14 protein-coding genes and 1 pseudogene are annotated in these 14,217 nt (G+C 64.1%); 7 read left to right on the plus strand and 8 right to left on the minus strand.

Translation table 11 applies throughout. The features are described from left to right. Positions 1-173: 173 nt before the first annotated feature. Together dkgB and N436_RS15660 are read left to right on the plus strand one after the other, a co-directional pair. A complete protein-coding gene (gene dkgB / locus N436_RS15655) occupies positions 174-977 on the plus strand; it encodes a 2,5-didehydrogluconate reductase DkgB (RefSeq protein WP_110741504.1) in 804 nt (267 codons plus the stop codon). A gap of 163 nt (positions 978-1,140) precedes the next feature. Beyond that, on the plus strand, positions 1,141-1,605 hold the full coding sequence (locus tag N436_RS15660) for a nuclear transport factor 2 family protein (protein WP_019099690.1): 465 nt from the start codon (positions 1,141-1,143) through the stop codon (positions 1,603-1,605). Here the strand turns inward: N436_RS15660 and N436_RS15665 are convergent, their stop codons facing one another. Both N436_RS15665 and N436_RS15670 read right to left on the minus strand, forming a co-directional pair. Further along, on the minus strand, positions 1,606-2,961 hold the full coding sequence (locus N436_RS15665) for an ATP-binding protein (protein WP_105947962.1): 1,356 nt from the start codon (positions 2,959-2,961) through the stop codon (positions 1,606-1,608). Next, positions 2,958-3,674 carry a response regulator gene (locus N436_RS15670; RefSeq protein WP_110741505.1) on the minus strand — a complete coding sequence of 239 codons (717 nt, stop codon included), beginning with the start codon at positions 3,672-3,674 and terminating at the stop codon, positions 2,958-2,960. Before N436_RS15670 ends, N436_RS15665 begins: the two co-directional genes overlap by 4 nt. A gap of 167 nt (positions 3,675-3,841) precedes the next feature. On the opposite strand from N436_RS15670, the gene N436_RS15675 reads away from it, so the two are divergent. The 5 genes and pseudogenes from N436_RS15675 (at position 3,842) to N436_RS15695 (ending at position 8,286) form a co-directional block, all read left to right on the plus strand. Next, entirely contained in the window at positions 3,842-4,624 is a 783-nt protein-coding gene (locus tag N436_RS15675) for a VacJ family lipoprotein (protein WP_110741506.1), read from the plus strand. Next, positions 4,617-4,847 carry a hypothetical protein gene (locus tag N436_RS15680; RefSeq protein ID WP_105947959.1) on the plus strand — a complete coding sequence of 77 codons (231 nt, stop codon included), beginning with the start codon at positions 4,617-4,619 and terminating at the stop codon, positions 4,845-4,847. Before N436_RS15675 ends, N436_RS15680 begins: the two co-directional genes overlap by 8 nt. A gap of 129 nt (positions 4,848-4,976) precedes the next feature. Continuing rightward, the gene (locus N436_RS15685) at positions 4,977-6,209 is read left to right on the plus strand and encodes an MFS transporter (RefSeq protein WP_105947958.1); all 1,233 of its coding nucleotides are present in this window, start codon (positions 4,977-4,979) and stop codon (positions 6,207-6,209) included. A 36-nt stretch (positions 6,210-6,245) separates the two neighbouring features. Continuing rightward, positions 6,246-7,019: pseudogene (locus tag N436_RS15690) on the plus strand (helix-turn-helix domain-containing protein). 118 nt (positions 7,020-7,137) lie between these two features. Further along, complete coding sequence (locus N436_RS15695) at positions 7,138-8,286, plus strand: M14-type cytosolic carboxypeptidase (RefSeq protein WP_110741507.1); 1,149 nt, start codon at positions 7,138-7,140, stop codon at positions 8,284-8,286. A 124-nt stretch (positions 8,287-8,410) separates the two neighbouring features. Here N436_RS15695 and N436_RS15700 read toward each other — a convergent pair whose 3' ends face one another. The 6 genes from N436_RS15700 to N436_RS15725 all read right to left on the minus strand — a co-directional run bounded on the left by N436_RS15700 (position 8,411) and on the right by N436_RS15725 (position 14,197). Further along, positions 8,411-9,382 carry a spore coat U domain-containing protein gene (locus N436_RS15700; RefSeq protein WP_105947955.1) on the minus strand — a complete coding sequence of 324 codons (972 nt, stop codon included), beginning with the start codon at positions 9,380-9,382 and terminating at the stop codon, positions 8,411-8,413. Further along, complete coding sequence (locus N436_RS15705) at positions 9,379-11,676, minus strand: fimbria/pilus outer membrane usher protein (protein WP_105948029.1); 2,298 nt, start codon at positions 11,674-11,676, stop codon at positions 9,379-9,381. Before N436_RS15705 ends, N436_RS15700 begins: the two co-directional genes overlap by 4 nt. Before the next feature lie 108 nt (positions 11,677-11,784). After that, a complete protein-coding gene (locus N436_RS15710) occupies positions 11,785-12,561 on the minus strand; it encodes a molecular chaperone (RefSeq protein ID WP_110741508.1) in 777 nt (258 codons plus the stop codon). A gap of 40 nt (positions 12,562-12,601) precedes the next feature. Further along, complete coding sequence (locus N436_RS15715; protein WP_110741509.1) at positions 12,602-13,105, minus strand: spore coat U domain-containing protein; 504 nt, start codon at positions 13,103-13,105, stop codon at positions 12,602-12,604. Positions 13,106-13,108: 3 nt separating this feature from the next. Then, complete coding sequence (locus N436_RS15720) at positions 13,109-13,642, minus strand: spore coat U domain-containing protein (RefSeq protein ID WP_110741510.1); 534 nt, start codon at positions 13,640-13,642, stop codon at positions 13,109-13,111. Positions 13,643-13,660: 18 nt separating this feature from the next. Next, the gene (locus tag N436_RS15725) at positions 13,661-14,197 is read right to left on the minus strand and encodes a spore coat U domain-containing protein (protein WP_105947951.1); all 537 of its coding nucleotides are present in this window, start codon (positions 14,195-14,197) and stop codon (positions 13,661-13,663) included. Positions 14,198-14,217 lie beyond the last annotated feature (20 nt).

Here is a 14,217-nt window from a genome sequence, read left to right on the forward strand (position 1 = left end):
CCCCCTGACGCAGTCACAACTTGGCCACCGATTCTTGACTGTGAATCAAATGACCTTGGCCCTGCCCTGCCTTAATCCGGCGCACCGAAACCCGCACACTGCACCTATACCCAATGAGATCGACGTTGAGCGACCAGGCTCAATGCTATTTCCCACTCACCAGGAGCAGATTCATGAGCATTCCCTCTTTCGGCCTCGGCACCTTCCGCCTCACCGGCCAGGCCGTCATCGATTCGGTCAAGTCGGCCCTGGCGCTGGGCTACCGGGTGATCGACACCGCGCAAATCTACAAGAACGAAGCTGACGTTGGCCAGGCGATTGCCGAAAGCGGCGTGCCACGCAGCGAGCTGTTCATCACCACCAAGATCTGGGTGGACAACTACGCCGCCGACAAGCTCATCCCCAGCCTGCGCGACAGCCTGAGCAAACTGCGTACCGACTATGTCGACCTGCTGCTGATCCACTGGCCAGCGCCGGGCAACGGGGTGGAACTGCGCGAATACATGACCGCACTGGCCGAAGCGAAGAAGCTGGGCCTGACACGCCAGATCGGTGTGTCCAATTTCAACATCGAGCTGACTCGCCAGGCCATCGAGGTCGTCGGCAAAGGCGAAATCGCTACCAACCAGATCGAACTCAGCCCTTACCTGCAAAACGGCAAGCTGACCGCATTCCTGAAGGAACAGGGCATCACCGTCACCTCGTACATGACCCTGGCCTACGGCAAGGTGCTGAAGGACCCGGTACTGGCCGAGATTGCCGCGAAGCACAAGGCTACCGTCGCCCAGGTTGCCCTGGCCTGGGCCTTGCAGTTGGGCTATGCGATCATCCCGTCGTCGACCAAGCGTGAAAACCTGGCCAGCAACCTGCTTGCCCGAGACCTGAAGCTGGACGCAGACGACATGGCACGCATCGCCACGCTCGAACGCAATGGCCGCGAAGTCAGCCCAGACGGCCTGGCGCCGGCCTGGGACTGACAGGGGTACGCCCTTGTGCAGGGGTTACACAAGGGCCACACCTGGGCACGACACCTCAGTACTATTTCACGCACCGCAATTATGAAGTGCCCGGCACATCCATTCTCTGTCCAGGCAGCGGCAGCTAACCTGCTACAAGCCAAACGACCCGAGGAGTACACCGATGTCCCGCCCACCCCTTCCCCCCTTCACCCGCGAAAGTGCCATCGAAAAAGTCCGGCTGGCCGAAGATGGCTGGAACGGCCGTGACCCGGCCAAGGTTGCACTCGCCTACACCCCGGACACGGTGTGGCGTAACCGCGTCGAGTTCCCCCGTGGCCGTGCCGAGGTCGAAGCGTTTCTGACCCGCAAATGGCACCACGAACTGGAATACCGCCTGATCAAGGAACTGTGGGCCTTCACCGGCAACCGCATTGCCGTACGCTACGCCTACGAATACCACGACGACAGCGGCCAGTGGTTCCGCGCCTACGGCAACGAGAACTGGGAGTTTGCCGACGACGGACTGATGCAGAACCGTCATTCGAGCATCAACGAACACCCCATCAGCGAAGCCGAGCGCAAGTTCCACTGGCCGCTGGGCCGGCGCCCGGATGATCACCCCGGGCTCAGCGAGCTGGGGCTCTGATCAACCCAGTGGCAGCGTGACCTTGGCTTGCAAACCGCCTTCGAGGCGGTTGCTCAATGTCAGGCTGCCACCTTGTTCCAGCACGATGGCCCGTGCGGCGGGCAGGCCCAGCCCCACACCGCCCGTGTCGCGGTTACGTGAGCCTTCAATACGGTAAAACGGCACGAATACCTGCTCCTGCAGGTCTGGCGCGATGCCCGGCCCGCGATCCTGCACGGTAATCTCTATCTGCCTGGCGGTTACCGCCAACACCACCGTTGGTTCGCAACCGTACTTCGCGGCATTGTCGATCAGGTTGACCAGCACCCGCTTGATGCCCACGGGCCGCCCGGTGTAAACACAGCGGCGCGGCCCGCTGAGGCCAACCTCCACGCCCGCATCCTTGAAGTCGTCCACCACGGTCAGCAGCAGCTCGCCCAGGTCGAACACGGTGGTAGGTTCAAGCCGCGCGTCATCACGGAAAAACGCCAGCGCGGCATCGACCATCGCCTGCATCTCGTCAACGTCCTGAAACAACTTGGCCTGCAGCTGGGCATCGTCGATGAACTCGGCGCGCAAGCGCATGCGCGTCAGCGGTGCGCGAAGGTCGTGGGAGATGGCCGCGAGCATCTGCGTGCGGTCGTTCAGGTAATGCTTGAGCTGGGCCTGGGTGGCATTGAAGGCCAGGATGGCCTGGCGCAGGTCGTGCGGGCCGACCACCGGGATCGGGGGCGCGTTGAAGTCCTTGCCAAAGCGCCGCGCACCTTCGGCAAAGCGCTCCAGGGGCTTGGCCAGGTAGCGTGTGGCCAACAACGCGACAGCAAGGCTGGAAGCCAGCATCAAGGCGAGGATGATCAGGTTACGCGGCAGTTCATCCAGGCCCCAGCTACGGCTGGTGGCGCGAAACAGCACCCAGGACTTGTCGCTCAGCTCGATCATCAGGGCATAACCGCGTTCAGGGGCGTATTCCGGCATGTCGGAAGGCTCGAATGCCTCGACCCTGGCATCCGGGCGCTTGAGCAAGGCGCGCAGGATAGGCGTGCCCTGGCGGAACTCGGCATCGACCAGCCTGGGTACACCGGCTTCGTCATGGCGTTGCAACCAGCGTACGGAATAGGTGCCGTCACCCGCCGCATCAGCGAGGTTGCCGCGTTGCGACACGGGCGCCGCATCGAGGATGCGGGTCACCGCTGCCACTTTCTCGATCACCCCGCTTTCCAGCAGCGGTGGTTGCGCCCACACACTCAGCAGCAGGCTGAACAGCCCCTTGAGCAGCAACAGGAACAACATCGCCGTCAAAGTGGTCAGCGCAATCCAGCGGGCAATGGTGACTCTTGGCTGCGGCAGGGCCTGCCACAGCCGGGTAAACAGCTTCATCGCCTGGCGACCGTGGGCGTGAACAGGTAGCCGGCATTACGCAGGGTGCGGATCAACGGCTCACTGCCATTGTCGGCTTCAAGCTTGCGGCGCAACCTGCTCACCTGTACATCAACGCTGCGGTCGTAGGCGTCGTAGGCTTCGCCACGGGCCAGGTCCAGCAACTGCTGGCGGCTAAGCACCCGACGCGGATGCTCGGCAAACACCAGCAACAGCTCGAATTCACCGTTGGACAACGGGATCATGACGTTATCCGGCGAGCGCAACTCGCGCCGCACCACGTCCAGCTGCCAGCCGGCGAACTCAAGCACCGAGGGGTGGCTCGGGGCGCCAACAGCGCCAGCAGCCCCCTCACCGGCCCTGCGCAACACGGCCCTGACCCGCGCCAGCAGTTCACGGGCAGCGAACGGCTTGGTCAGGTAGTCGTCGGCCCCCAGCTCCAGGCCCACCACACGGTCGCTCAGCTCGCCCATGGCAGTCAGCATGATCACTGCCACCTTGTGTTCGGCCAACAGGCGCTGGCACAGCACCAGGCCACTGTCACCGGGCAGCATCACATCGAGGATGACCAGGTCTGGCACGCGCCGCTCGATCGCCTGCCAGAGCGCTTTGCCATCGCAGGCGACGTCTACCTCGTAGCCATGCTGGCGAAGAAACTTCTGTAACAGGTCGAGCACCTCGACATCATCGTCGACGATCAGCAAATGGCTCACGAAAAAGCACCACGAACAAGGTAACCAAGCGGTACTTTAAGGCCATCACCCTGCGGCCGTCATATATTTCAACCCGGTAACAAAGTGTCCGGGCCGAGACAATCCAGACATTACCAGGCAAGAAAAGCCGGGCAGCATCGCCGCCAGTTCTTGCCAGGAATGTGCCTATGTCCCGCTCATCATCCCCCTCCCGTTCGGCGCGTTCCGCCGCACTGGCATTGTCGTTGCTCGTGGCCGCAGGCTGCAGCCAGCGCGCACCCGCCACCTCGGCCTGCGGCCCTGTGGCCTATCAGGTCAGCGACCCCGCAGAGCCGGCCAACCGCGCAGTGTTTGCCTTCAACCGCACGGTCGATGACTACCTGCTGAGCCCCGTCGCCCGCGGCTACACCGCGCTACCTGATTTTGCCCGGCAGGGCGTGCACAACTTTGCCAACAACTTCGGCGAGCCCAAGGTGTTCGTCAACGACCTGCTGCAGGGCAACGGCGAACGGGCCATGACCAGCCTTTCACGCTTCATCTTCAACACCACCCTGGGTGTGGCGGGCCTGGTCGATGTGTCCGGGAAGATGGGGCTGAGCCAGCACCGTTCAGACTTTGGCCAAACCTTCGGGGTCTGGGGCATCGCCAATGGCCCCATCGTCGAACTGCCACTGCTGGGTACGCACAACCTGCGCGACGCTACCGGCAAGGTGTTGAGCATGGCCGTGGACCCGTTCGGCGATAACAGCGATACGGTTGCCACCCTCACGACCGTGGCCACTGCCGGGCACATCGTGGATGGGCGCGCCGCCGCCCTGCCGTTGACCGATCTGCTGCACACCTGGCCCGACTACTACCTGGCAATGCGCGACTACACCGCCCAACAGCGCAGCAACCTGGTGGCAGAAGGCAAGGCAGGCAAACCTGGAACGTGGCAAGCCCATTGCCCGGAGGCAACCGGCCATGAATGATGCCCAGGCAGCCATGCTGCTGTTCAGGCGCCTGGAAGGTGCCGCCCGGCAACCCCTGTTGCTGCATGAACTGGAGGCGCGGCTATCGGCTGATGGCCGTAGCCTGGTCCTTAGCCGGTATCGGGAGCGCTACAGCGCCGAAGGCAAGCCCTACCGACACGAGGCTCACCGCAGCATACCGATTGCGGCATTGCTGCGCTGGATGGCCAGGCACGAACGCTAAAAGGGCTTTGCGGGCACGGATGCCCGAAACACGGCAGTGGCTGCCTGTTCGGCGTGAGACAGGCAACCCGGGCACTGGCTAACCTGCTGCGGCAATGCCTTGCTCCCTTGCCACAGAAGAACCTTGCCCATGACAACCTCCGCTGCCTCCGTAGCCTCCACCACGCCTGCCGACCAGCCTCAGGGCTTTGTGGTCCGCATCGTCGGTGCTGCTGCATTCGCCCACCTGCTCAACGACCTGATCCAGGCGGTGCTGCCATCGATCTACCCCATGCTGAAAAGCGATTTTGCGCTCAGCTTTGCCCAGATCGGCTGGATCGCCCTGGTCTACCAGGTAACCGCCTCCCTGCTGCAGCCCTGGGTCGGCCTGTTCACCGACAAACATCCACAACCCTTCCTGCTGCCCGCCGGCATGCTGGTGACGCTGGTGGGCATCGCCCTGCTCGCCTTTGCCGGCAGTTATGAAATGCTGTTGCTGGCCGCCGCAGTGGTTGGCGTGGGTTCGGCCACCTTCCACCCCGAAGCCTCGCGGGTGGCCAGGATGGCCTCCGGCGGGCGCTTCGGCACCGCGCAATCCACCTTCCAGGTTGGCGGCAATACCGGCTCGGCCCTCGGCCCGCTGCTCACCGCCGCCATCGTCATTCCGCACGGTCAGCCGGCCATTGCCTGGTTCATGCTGGCAGCTGCACTGGCTGTCATGGTGCTGTTGCGGGTAACAGGCTGGAGCGTGCGCCACGGCCAGGCCCGGCTCAAGACCTTCGCCGGTCAGCAGGCGCCCGGGTTGTCGCGGGGTGCCATGTGGCGCGCAGTGGCCGTGGTGGCCGTGCTGATGTTCGCCAAGTTCGTTTACATCGCCTCGTTCACCAACTACTTCACCTTCTACCTGATCGAGCATTTCGGCCTGAGCGTGCAACACAGCCAGCTGTACCTGTTCGTGTTCCTCGCAGCCGTGGCGCTGGGGACCTTTGCCGGCGGCCCGGTGGGTGACCGCATCGGGCGCAAGGCGGTGATCTGGGTCTCGTTCCTTGGCGTCGCCCCCTTCGCCCTGGCCCTGCCCCATGCCAACCTGGCCTGGACAGCCGTACTGGCCGTGGCCATTGGCCTGGTGATGTCCTCGGCCTTCGCTGCGCTGGTGGTGTATGCCCAAGAGGCGGTGCCAGGACGGGTCGGCATGGTCTCCGGGGTGATGTTCGGGCTGATGTTCGGCATCAGCGGCATCGGCGCTGCAGGCCTGGGCGAACTGGCCGACCGGCATGGCATCGAGTGGGTGTACCAGGCCATCGCGTTCCTGCCGTTGCTCGGGCTGGCCACCGCGCTGCTGCCGGCCACCCGCTCGCAGGCCCGGCCGAGCCGTTGCTGCTAAAGTGGCGCTGCCTGGCTGCATCTACACGAGGTCACGATGGTAAAGCCGCAGCGCGAATTGCTGGTGGAGGTCGATGAATGGACCTGGGAAGTCGGGAGCCGTGCGACCGACTACCCTACGGACTGGTTCATCGAACCCCACCGGCATGCCAAGCATCAACTGATCTACGCCATCAAAGGCTTGATGATCGTCGAGTCCGGTAACGAATGCTGGACCGTGCCGCCCAGCCGCGGTGTGTGGATGCCCTGCGGCCAGGTGCACGCCATCCGCTGTGTTGGCGACGTGAAGATGCGCAGTGTGTTCGTGCGCACCGACGCGGCGGCGGGCCTGCCCCTGCAGAGCAAGGCCATCAGCATCTCGCCGCTGCTTAGCGAACTGATCAAAGCCTCGGTGGGCTTTACCGCCCCCTTTGCCGAGGACTCGCGTGAAGCCCGGGTGATGCGCTTGATCCTCGACGAAATCTGCGTACTGCCAACCTTGCCGCTGAAGCTGTCGCAACCCAGCGACAGGCGTTTGAAGGCCATCTGCTCGGCCTTGCACGAAAGGCCTGATGACAACGCCACCGTGGCTGACTGGGGCTTGCAACTGGGCATAGATGAAAAGACCATCTAGCGCCTGTTCCGCAAGGAAACCGGCATGACCTTTGGCCAGTGGCGCCAGCAGGCGCGGCTGATGCAGGCACTGGAGCGGATCGCACAGGGCGAGCGGATCATCGATGTGGCGGGGGCGCTGGGGTATGACAGCCCCAGTGCCTTCGCCAGCATGTTCAAGCGCCAGTTCGGCACCACACCGAGCCAGTTCTTCAAATAACCTGCAGGCCGCCAAGGCATCAACACAATGCGGTGGCGTGGCCGGTGCGATTTTGGCGTCGACCGGGCCAAGCCGTGTACAGTACCCCTACAACAACGCCCGATAAGGAGCCCGGCCCATGACCGTGACGCTGTCCCCCGTGCAGATCGACTGCGCTTTCGATTCCGGCAACATTCAGGTGCTGGACGCCAGCAACCCGGCCCAGGTGCACCTGGCCATCCGCCCCGACACCCACAGCGGCCACTACCAGTGGTTCCACTTCAAGGTCAGTGGGCTGACCCCGGGCCAGGTCCATCGCTTCAGCCTCGACAACGCATCGGGCTCCTCGTACAAAAATGCCTGGAGCGGCTACAACGCAGTGGCCAGCTACGACCAGAACACCTGGTTCCGCGTACCCAGCCAGTTCGACGGCACGGCGCTGTCGTTCGAAGTGAAAGCAGAGCAGGAGCAGATCTGGTTTGCCTACTTCGAGCCCTACCCGCGCGCCCGTCACAACCAGCTGATCGAACGTGCTCGCCAGTTGCCAGGGGTCGAGTTGCTGGCCAGCGGCCGAAGCGTACAGGGCCGCGACATTCCGCTGCTGCGCGCCGGCGATGGCGCCACCGGCAAGCGCAAGCTGTGGCTGATTGCCCAGCAGCACCCGGGCGAGCACATGGCCGAATGGTTCATGGAAGGGGTAATCGATCGCCTGCAGGCCAACGATGCAGTGATCCAGCAGTTGCTGGCCAAGGCCGACCTGTACCTGATCCCCAACATGAACCCGGACGGCGCCTTCCTCGGCCACCTGCGCACCAACTTCAAGGGCAAGGACCTCAACCGCGCCTGGCAGGACGCCAGCGTCGAGCTGACCCCGGAGGTGTTCTTTGCCCAGGCGCAGATGAAGCAGTACGGGGTGGACGCCTTTGTCGATGTACACGGCGATGAAGAGATCCCCCACGTATTCACCGCCGCCTGCGAGGGCAACCCGGGCTACACGCCACGCCTGGCAACGCTGGAGGAGCAGTTCCGCAGCACCTTGTGCAGCCTGACCCGGGACTTCCAGACCGTGCATGGCTACACCCGTGACGAGCCGGGCCAGGCCAATACCACGCTGGCCTGCAACGCGGTGGGCATGGCGCATGACTGCCTGTCACTGACCCTGGAGATGCCGTTCAAGGACCATGACGACGCGCCCGATGCGGTTACCGGGTGGTCGGGGGCGCGGTCGAAGGCACTGGCCGGGGCGGTGCTGGAGACATTGGCGAAAATGGTTGACGATTTGCGCTGACCATCATGGCCTCATCGCCGGCAAGCCGGCTCCCACCTCGACCGCGCTATACCTGAGCCATGTGCAGTACTGTGGGAGCTGGCTTGCCGGCGATGAGGCCGGTAAGCCCGACAGAGGTCTGGGCTCAGAACTGCACATCCAGTATCACACTGTCGGAATAGGTCGCCGCTGGCGGCGTAGCCTGGTCCGTGTAGACCTTGGCGTTATAGTTGAACAGCTGGTTGCCAATACCGGTACCCGCCCCGGGGTTTACGTCTGCATCGGTACTGGCACGTCGTGCCGCCCCCGAAGCACCCCAGCGCACCGTGCTGGCACTCTTGAAAATGTCGTAGGCCAGGTAGTTGTTGGCCGATGACTTCATTCGCCGCCGCCCACCGGACACGTTCTGCCCGTCATCCAGCCCCACGGTGTAGTTACTGCCCTTGGTGCACGACACGCTCACGCTCTGGCTTACCGTACCGAAACCTGCCACCACCGGGGCACTGCTGAAGCTGATGTCAGGGGTGGTGATCTGGCAGTCGTTGGTCACCGTCAGGCTCACGTTCAAGGTCTGTACGCCTGAACCGATGTCCCGCCCGAGGCAGCCCCCTAGCACACCAATCCCCGAGCAGTAGTCCCAGCTCCAGGCCACGGTCAGGTTCTCTTGATACAACCCTGCCGCGACGTTGCTGCCGATTTGGGTGCGCAGGTAGATCGGTACGGTCTTGGGCGTGATACTGCCGAGTAGCCCCAACACATCGAGGATACCGTTGCGGGCAAAGTCGTAGGCCACATTCCGTGTGATCGGGTAGTTGGTGCTGTTATCGGCATACAGCGTGTAGGCGATGACGTCGCCGGTCGGGCCTACCAGCCCTCCCGAAGCCGGGGTGATCGTGGCGTAGAAGTGGTCACCGGTGCTCAGCAGGCTGAGCAATGAGCCTGAACACCGCAACCCCGAGTTCGTCGACGAAGAGGTTTGTACCGTGGAACGAACCTGCGTCGAATTGAGGCTGCCAAACGCTGCCGGTGACGTCGCCACCGACGAGCACAGGGCCCAGGCCGAGCCAGCCTGCATCAACAGCACGCTCGCCCACACACCACGCAACCAGGCGTTCATCGGCACACCAACGGGCCGATCAAGGGAACCGAGCCTTGCGCTTCAGGCAGGTCGAATTCCACCTGGCAATGCCCACCGCCTTCAATTTCGACCTGCAAGCGGTTGTGCGGCGACAGGTTCTCCAGATAGACCAGGCCGTCCCAGCCCACCACCGCCTGGCCGCCACTTTGCTCGTGGGTAACGCGGCTGCCCAATTTGAGTACCTGCTGGTTTGCGTCCACCAGTTCGACACTGGCCGCCATCACGCGCTTGAGCGGGAACTCCAGCAAGTAGCCGCTGCCCCGGCGTACCGCCACGCGCTGTTCCACATCCGATGCGAGGACATCCGGCGGCAGGTTCATGGGGTCGATCTCGTATTTGCCCCGGTAGTAACCGCTGCTGTACGGCACCAGCAGGTGCCCCTTGGCATCGGTGCGGCCGACTTCCTGGTTTTCGTAGCGTACCGGTACATCGGCATACCCCGCCGTGCTGACCACCACAAAGGCGTCATCAATGCGGTTGGCGGCAAACAGCCCGGCGTCCATCCACACCAGCGAGCCACTGGCATCGGCCCAACGGGTCATTTCGCCGCTGCTGCCATACACACCGGCCTGCAACTGCACCGACTGCAGGCGCCAGGTGACGTCGGCCTGGCGATAGGCATCGCGGTCACTGCCAGCGGCATATCCCAGGTTGTAGCCAACACCGCCACCGACCGGCACCGCACGGCTGTAGTTGACCCGTTGCAGGCGCTCGCCTTCCTTGCTGCGCTCCATGCCCAGCGCCAGGGTGCCATGCAGGTCGAACGGGATTACCAACTGCGCCTGCACCGCCCACTGGCTGTCGCCCACCTCGCGGTTGGCCGACAGGTACACGCTGCTGTTGCCCCACAGCGGCCTGCTGTAACTGAGGTTGATCAGCCGGGTACGCGTGCCATCACCGGCGCGCACATCGAAGTAACCGGCGCCGACGCTGCCGTACTCGTTCAGGTTGAGGCTGAGGGTGACCTGCTCGCTGCTTTTGCTCAGTTGCGTGTCCGGGGCATCGACCCGGGTCAGGTCGGCATAGTCACCATGGCGTTGCAGGCGCTGGTAGCTGAAGCCGATGCGCTGGCTGTTGTACTGATACCCCAAAGCGACCTGGTGACCCTTGTCACCGTCAAACCGGCTTTGCGCCAACGCGGCGTTAAGCACACCGAAGTTGCCCAGCCGCATGTTGCCGCCCAGGCCTGCCAATGCCAGCGACTCAGCGGTTTCGGCGTGGGTTTCCAGGGTGAAGCTGTCACTGACGCCGTAACGCAGGCTGGCCGAAGCAACGCCTGGGCCGTAGGCAAAATCGCGTACGGCGTAATCACGTCGCAAACTGCCCGCAGCCACCGAATAATCCGACAGGCCTTTCTGCAGCAGGCTACTGGTCACGTAGAACGGCAAGGTGGTCGACACCTGCCGGCCCAGCGCATCGGTAGTGACGACCACCGCCTCCCCCGCGCCATTGATGAAGGGCACGTTGGTCAAGGTATAGGGGCCTGGCTGTAGCTCGGTAGTGCTGGACTTGTAGCCGTTGATGAACAGGTCCAGCGACGTTGGGACCGCCGCCTCCCCTGCGAACGCCGGCAACGGGTAAGTGACCAGGTCGGGGCGCGCACCAAAGTCACGTGACAACTGCAAGCCGCCCACGCGTACCGAACTGCTCCAGGGCAAGGCGTCGGTCACGAAATCACCCGCCTCATACGTCAGCAGGCGCTGCTCATCGGTGAAGCGCCAGGTGGTGTCGTAACGCATGAAGCCTTGCCGCGTGGCGTCCGCCTGTACGCCATTGAACGACTGACGCCACTGCCCGGTGCTGGAAAAGGTGCCCCAGCTGTCGAACAGGCGCAGCTCGTTCCAGGCGGCCAGGTAGGTGCCGCCGTCGTCGGTGTCATTCAGGTACAGGTCATAGTTGAACAAGGCGCCGAAACTGCTGCGGGCATCGCTGGCCGGGTACAGGTTGCGGTCGCCCAGCTGCTGGTCTGGCAGCCAGGCTGGCGGCACCTGCAGCAGCAGGCGTTGATTCTGGCTGTCGTAGTCGGTATGCAGCCCCACGATGCGCTCCAGGGCCACTTCGCCCTGAGGGTTGCCCGGCAGCGAGATGCCCGCCGCGCGCAATACCTCGCTGTCCAGGTACAACTGCCCGGCCCGCTGCTGCACCGGCACCAGTTCAGCCCTGGGCATCTGGTTCACCAGCAGGTCGAGGTACAGCGTGGCATCGGCGATGGCGGACATCTCCGTGGGTGGCGGGGGCAGGTCGTCGGCCAGCGCCAGCCCAGGGCTGACCATGGCCAGCCCCAGGCACCAGCGGCGCGTCATCGCCGTCAGCCACTTCACACACGGTTTCCAACCATTGCCGGGTCCTCCCTGGCCCCTGCACTGCATTCAGTTGCTGGCTCATTGGCCTTGGCGGATGGCGTCCGCCGAGCCTTGGCCGTTGACCCGGCCCTTGAGCACGCTGGTGCTGCCAGGCGCCACGGGTGCCGGCCAACGCATGCTGGCACCCGGCAGCACATAGCCCAGCAAGCCCTCGGCCAGCGGTTTGCTCTGGCTGCCTTGCTGCACCACCACATCGGTCAGGCGCGCGTGCACCGGGCCTGTGTTGCGCAGCTCAACGTAGGGTTTGCCCTGCACGGTCACCGGGCGCCAGCTGAGCTGCGGCTTGCCCACACCCTCGACATTACGCTTGCCCTCGGGGTCGGCCTTGCCCCACAGCCCCTCGCCGTAGACGAACAAAGGCACCGAGTAACGCATCTGCAGGCGGATGGCCGCTGTTGCGCCGGGCTCGGCCTTTTCGACAGGAAGGGCGGGCGGGATTTCGTCGATGATGATGCGGTAGGCCTGCTCCTGGCCGGCTGGCGAGGGGCCGGTGCGGGTCAGGCGGATCAGCTGCTTTTGCCCCGGCGCAATGTTGGCCACCGGTGGGCTGCCAATGATTTCGCGCTGCGCCTGAAACTGCTCCTGGTAATCACCCTGGCGCCACGCGAACACGCGCACCTGCAAGTTGGCCGGCGCAGTGCCACGGTTTTCCAGCCACAGGGCACCGGCCTTCTGGTCGGCCTCCAGCACCGGGTCGATCGGCCAGATCAGCACCGACGTCGCCGCCCCTGCCGGCAAGCTTGCCAGCCACAACAACCCGATCAATCCATGCGCCCACTTCGCGCCTTCCCGCATGCAGCTCTCCTTAGACACTTGTCGTTGCTGGCGCTGGCGTCTACCAGGTCACCGTCACTTGCACCACATCGGTGTAGATCCCTGCCGGCAGGGTGCCGGTCAGCTGGACCCGCCCGTACACCGGCAGCTTGATCGCCGTCGGGTCGGAATAGCTCACGGCCACGTTCTGGCCAATCCCCAGGCTCTGGCTGAAGGCCGCGTCCCGGTACAACTGGTAGGCCAGCACTTGTGTCCCGCTTGTACGCTTGAGGTTGCGTGTGCCGCTGGCACTGTTCTGCCCCCCGTCAAGGCTCATGCTCATGGCCACGCCTGGCGTGCACTGGAACGTCACCGTACTGCCGCCCAGCGAAGTGCTGAGTGTGCTGGTGGACAACGCTGACTGCGTGCCATAGTCCAGCGTCCCGTAGTTGGTGACGCCGCCCATCACCAGGCAGCCGGCAACGATTTGAGCCGTCACCGTGAAGGTGCTGGTGGTCACCGCACTCAGCGGGGTGGCCAGCAACAGGCCGGTACCGGTCAGGCTCCATGTCAACCAGCGGCGCATGGCTCAGAACGACAGCTCAACCGAAATCGTGTCGGTGTAGGTCCCGGGTGGCAAACCGGCCTTGCCCACCGCCCTGCCGTAAAGATTGACCGTCTGGGCCGCGCCAGTGCTGGTTGGCAACGTGATGGTGCCGTCGATCGCCAGCAAGTTCGAAGCGCCGGAGTCGGTATAGAGGTCGTAGGGCACAAAATTGCCAGCGCCATCGGCAAGCGCCCGCGTCCCCCCGCTCGACTGGCCATCATGCAGGCCGGCGCGCACCTTGATCACAGGGATCGCACCCGCCGAGCACAGAATGCTCATGGCACCGCCACCATTCCTCTGTACCTGAGCATTGGCGCTGGTGAACAGGGCATCCACGGTGCCGAAGTTCAGCGCGCCGAAATTCAGCCCTGATGTCGCCGTACCGCCATTGACCTGGCACGCGGCAGTCAGGGTCAACGTCGAGGTAATGCTCCCGGTCACCGTGGCGGCCTGTGCCGGAGAGGCCAGCGCCAGGCCGAGGCCTGCAAACATGCAGCATGAAAGGTTCGTTCGCATCGGAGTCTCCTTGCGTAGTTACCAGTCCAGGGTCACTCTGAGGGTGTCGCGGTACAGCCCGGCCGGCAGCGCGCGGGGTTGCGCCACTACCACACCGTAGATGGGAATCGGGATCTGCCGGGCGCTGTTGATGGTGAAGGCGCGTGCCTGGCCGATGACGTAGCGGCTATTGCCGCCCGGGTCGACCGCCAGTTGATAAGGGATCAGTTCACGGCCGTTGCTCAGGCGGCGAATACCATCATCGCCATTCAGGCCACCATTGATCCGCACGTTGAAAGCCCGTACCTCGGGCGTGCAGCTGATCTGCAGGCTGCCCTCGCCGCCCGCTTCGTCTACCCGGCTACGCAGCGGCTGGTCCCAGTTCGGGCCGCGCTCGCCAAAGTCCAGTACACCCGGGTTGCCCAGCACGGCCGGCTGCGTTTCGTTGCTGCTGATCTGGCAGGCGGCGCTGATGACCAGGCGCGCCTGGATGAAGCCGGTGGTGCTGCCATGCACCGTGCCACCGGGCACCAGCAGTGGCCCCAGGGTGAGCAACAGGATCGAAGTGCGCTTCATGGCATCGCGTCCTTGTGCAT

The organism is Pseudomonas sp. RV120224-01b (genome assembly GCF_003208145.1).
Classification (GTDB): Bacteria; Pseudomonadota; Gammaproteobacteria; order Pseudomonadales; family Pseudomonadaceae; genus Aquipseudomonas; species Aquipseudomonas monteilii.

Excerpts from the sequence above, each read along its gene's own strand:
- N436_RS15710 (WP_110741508.1), bottom strand. The coding sequence starts at position 12,561 with ATGCGGGAAGGCGCGAAGTGGGCGCATGGATTGATCGGGTTGTTGTGG.
- N436_RS15685 (WP_105947958.1), top strand. The coding sequence starts at position 4,977 with ATGACAACCTCCGCTGCCTCCGTAGCCTCCACCACGCCTGCCGACCAG.
- N436_RS15700 (WP_105947955.1), bottom strand. The coding sequence starts at position 9,382 with ATGAACGCCTGGTTGCGTGGTGTGTGGGCGAGCGTGCTGTTGATGCAG.
- N436_RS15660 (WP_019099690.1), top strand. The coding sequence starts at position 1,141 with ATGTCCCGCCCACCCCTTCCCCCCTTCACCCGCGAAAGTGCCATCGAA.
- N436_RS15695 (WP_110741507.1), top strand. The coding sequence starts at position 7,138 with ATGACCGTGACGCTGTCCCCCGTGCAGATCGACTGCGCTTTCGATTCC.
- N436_RS15725 (WP_105947951.1), bottom strand. The coding sequence starts at position 14,197 with ATGAAGCGCACTTCGATCCTGTTGCTCACCCTGGGGCCACTGCTGGTG.
- N436_RS15680 (WP_105947959.1), top strand. The coding sequence starts at position 4,617 with ATGAATGATGCCCAGGCAGCCATGCTGCTGTTCAGGCGCCTGGAAGGT.
- N436_RS15675 (WP_110741506.1), top strand. The coding sequence starts at position 3,842 with ATGTCCCGCTCATCATCCCCCTCCCGTTCGGCGCGTTCCGCCGCACTG.
- dkgB (WP_110741504.1), top strand. The coding sequence starts at position 174 with ATGAGCATTCCCTCTTTCGGCCTCGGCACCTTCCGCCTCACCGGCCAG.
- N436_RS15705 (WP_105948029.1), bottom strand. The coding sequence starts at position 11,676 with ATGGTCAGCCCTGGGCTGGCGCTGGCCGACGACCTGCCCCCGCCACCC.
- N436_RS15665 (WP_105947962.1), bottom strand. The coding sequence starts at position 2,961 with ATGAAGCTGTTTACCCGGCTGTGGCAGGCCCTGCCGCAGCCAAGAGTC.
- N436_RS15720 (WP_110741510.1), bottom strand. The coding sequence starts at position 13,642 with ATGCGAACGAACCTTTCATGCTGCATGTTTGCAGGCCTCGGCCTGGCG.
- N436_RS15715 (WP_110741509.1), bottom strand. The coding sequence starts at position 13,105 with ATGCGCCGCTGGTTGACATGGAGCCTGACCGGTACCGGCCTGTTGCTG.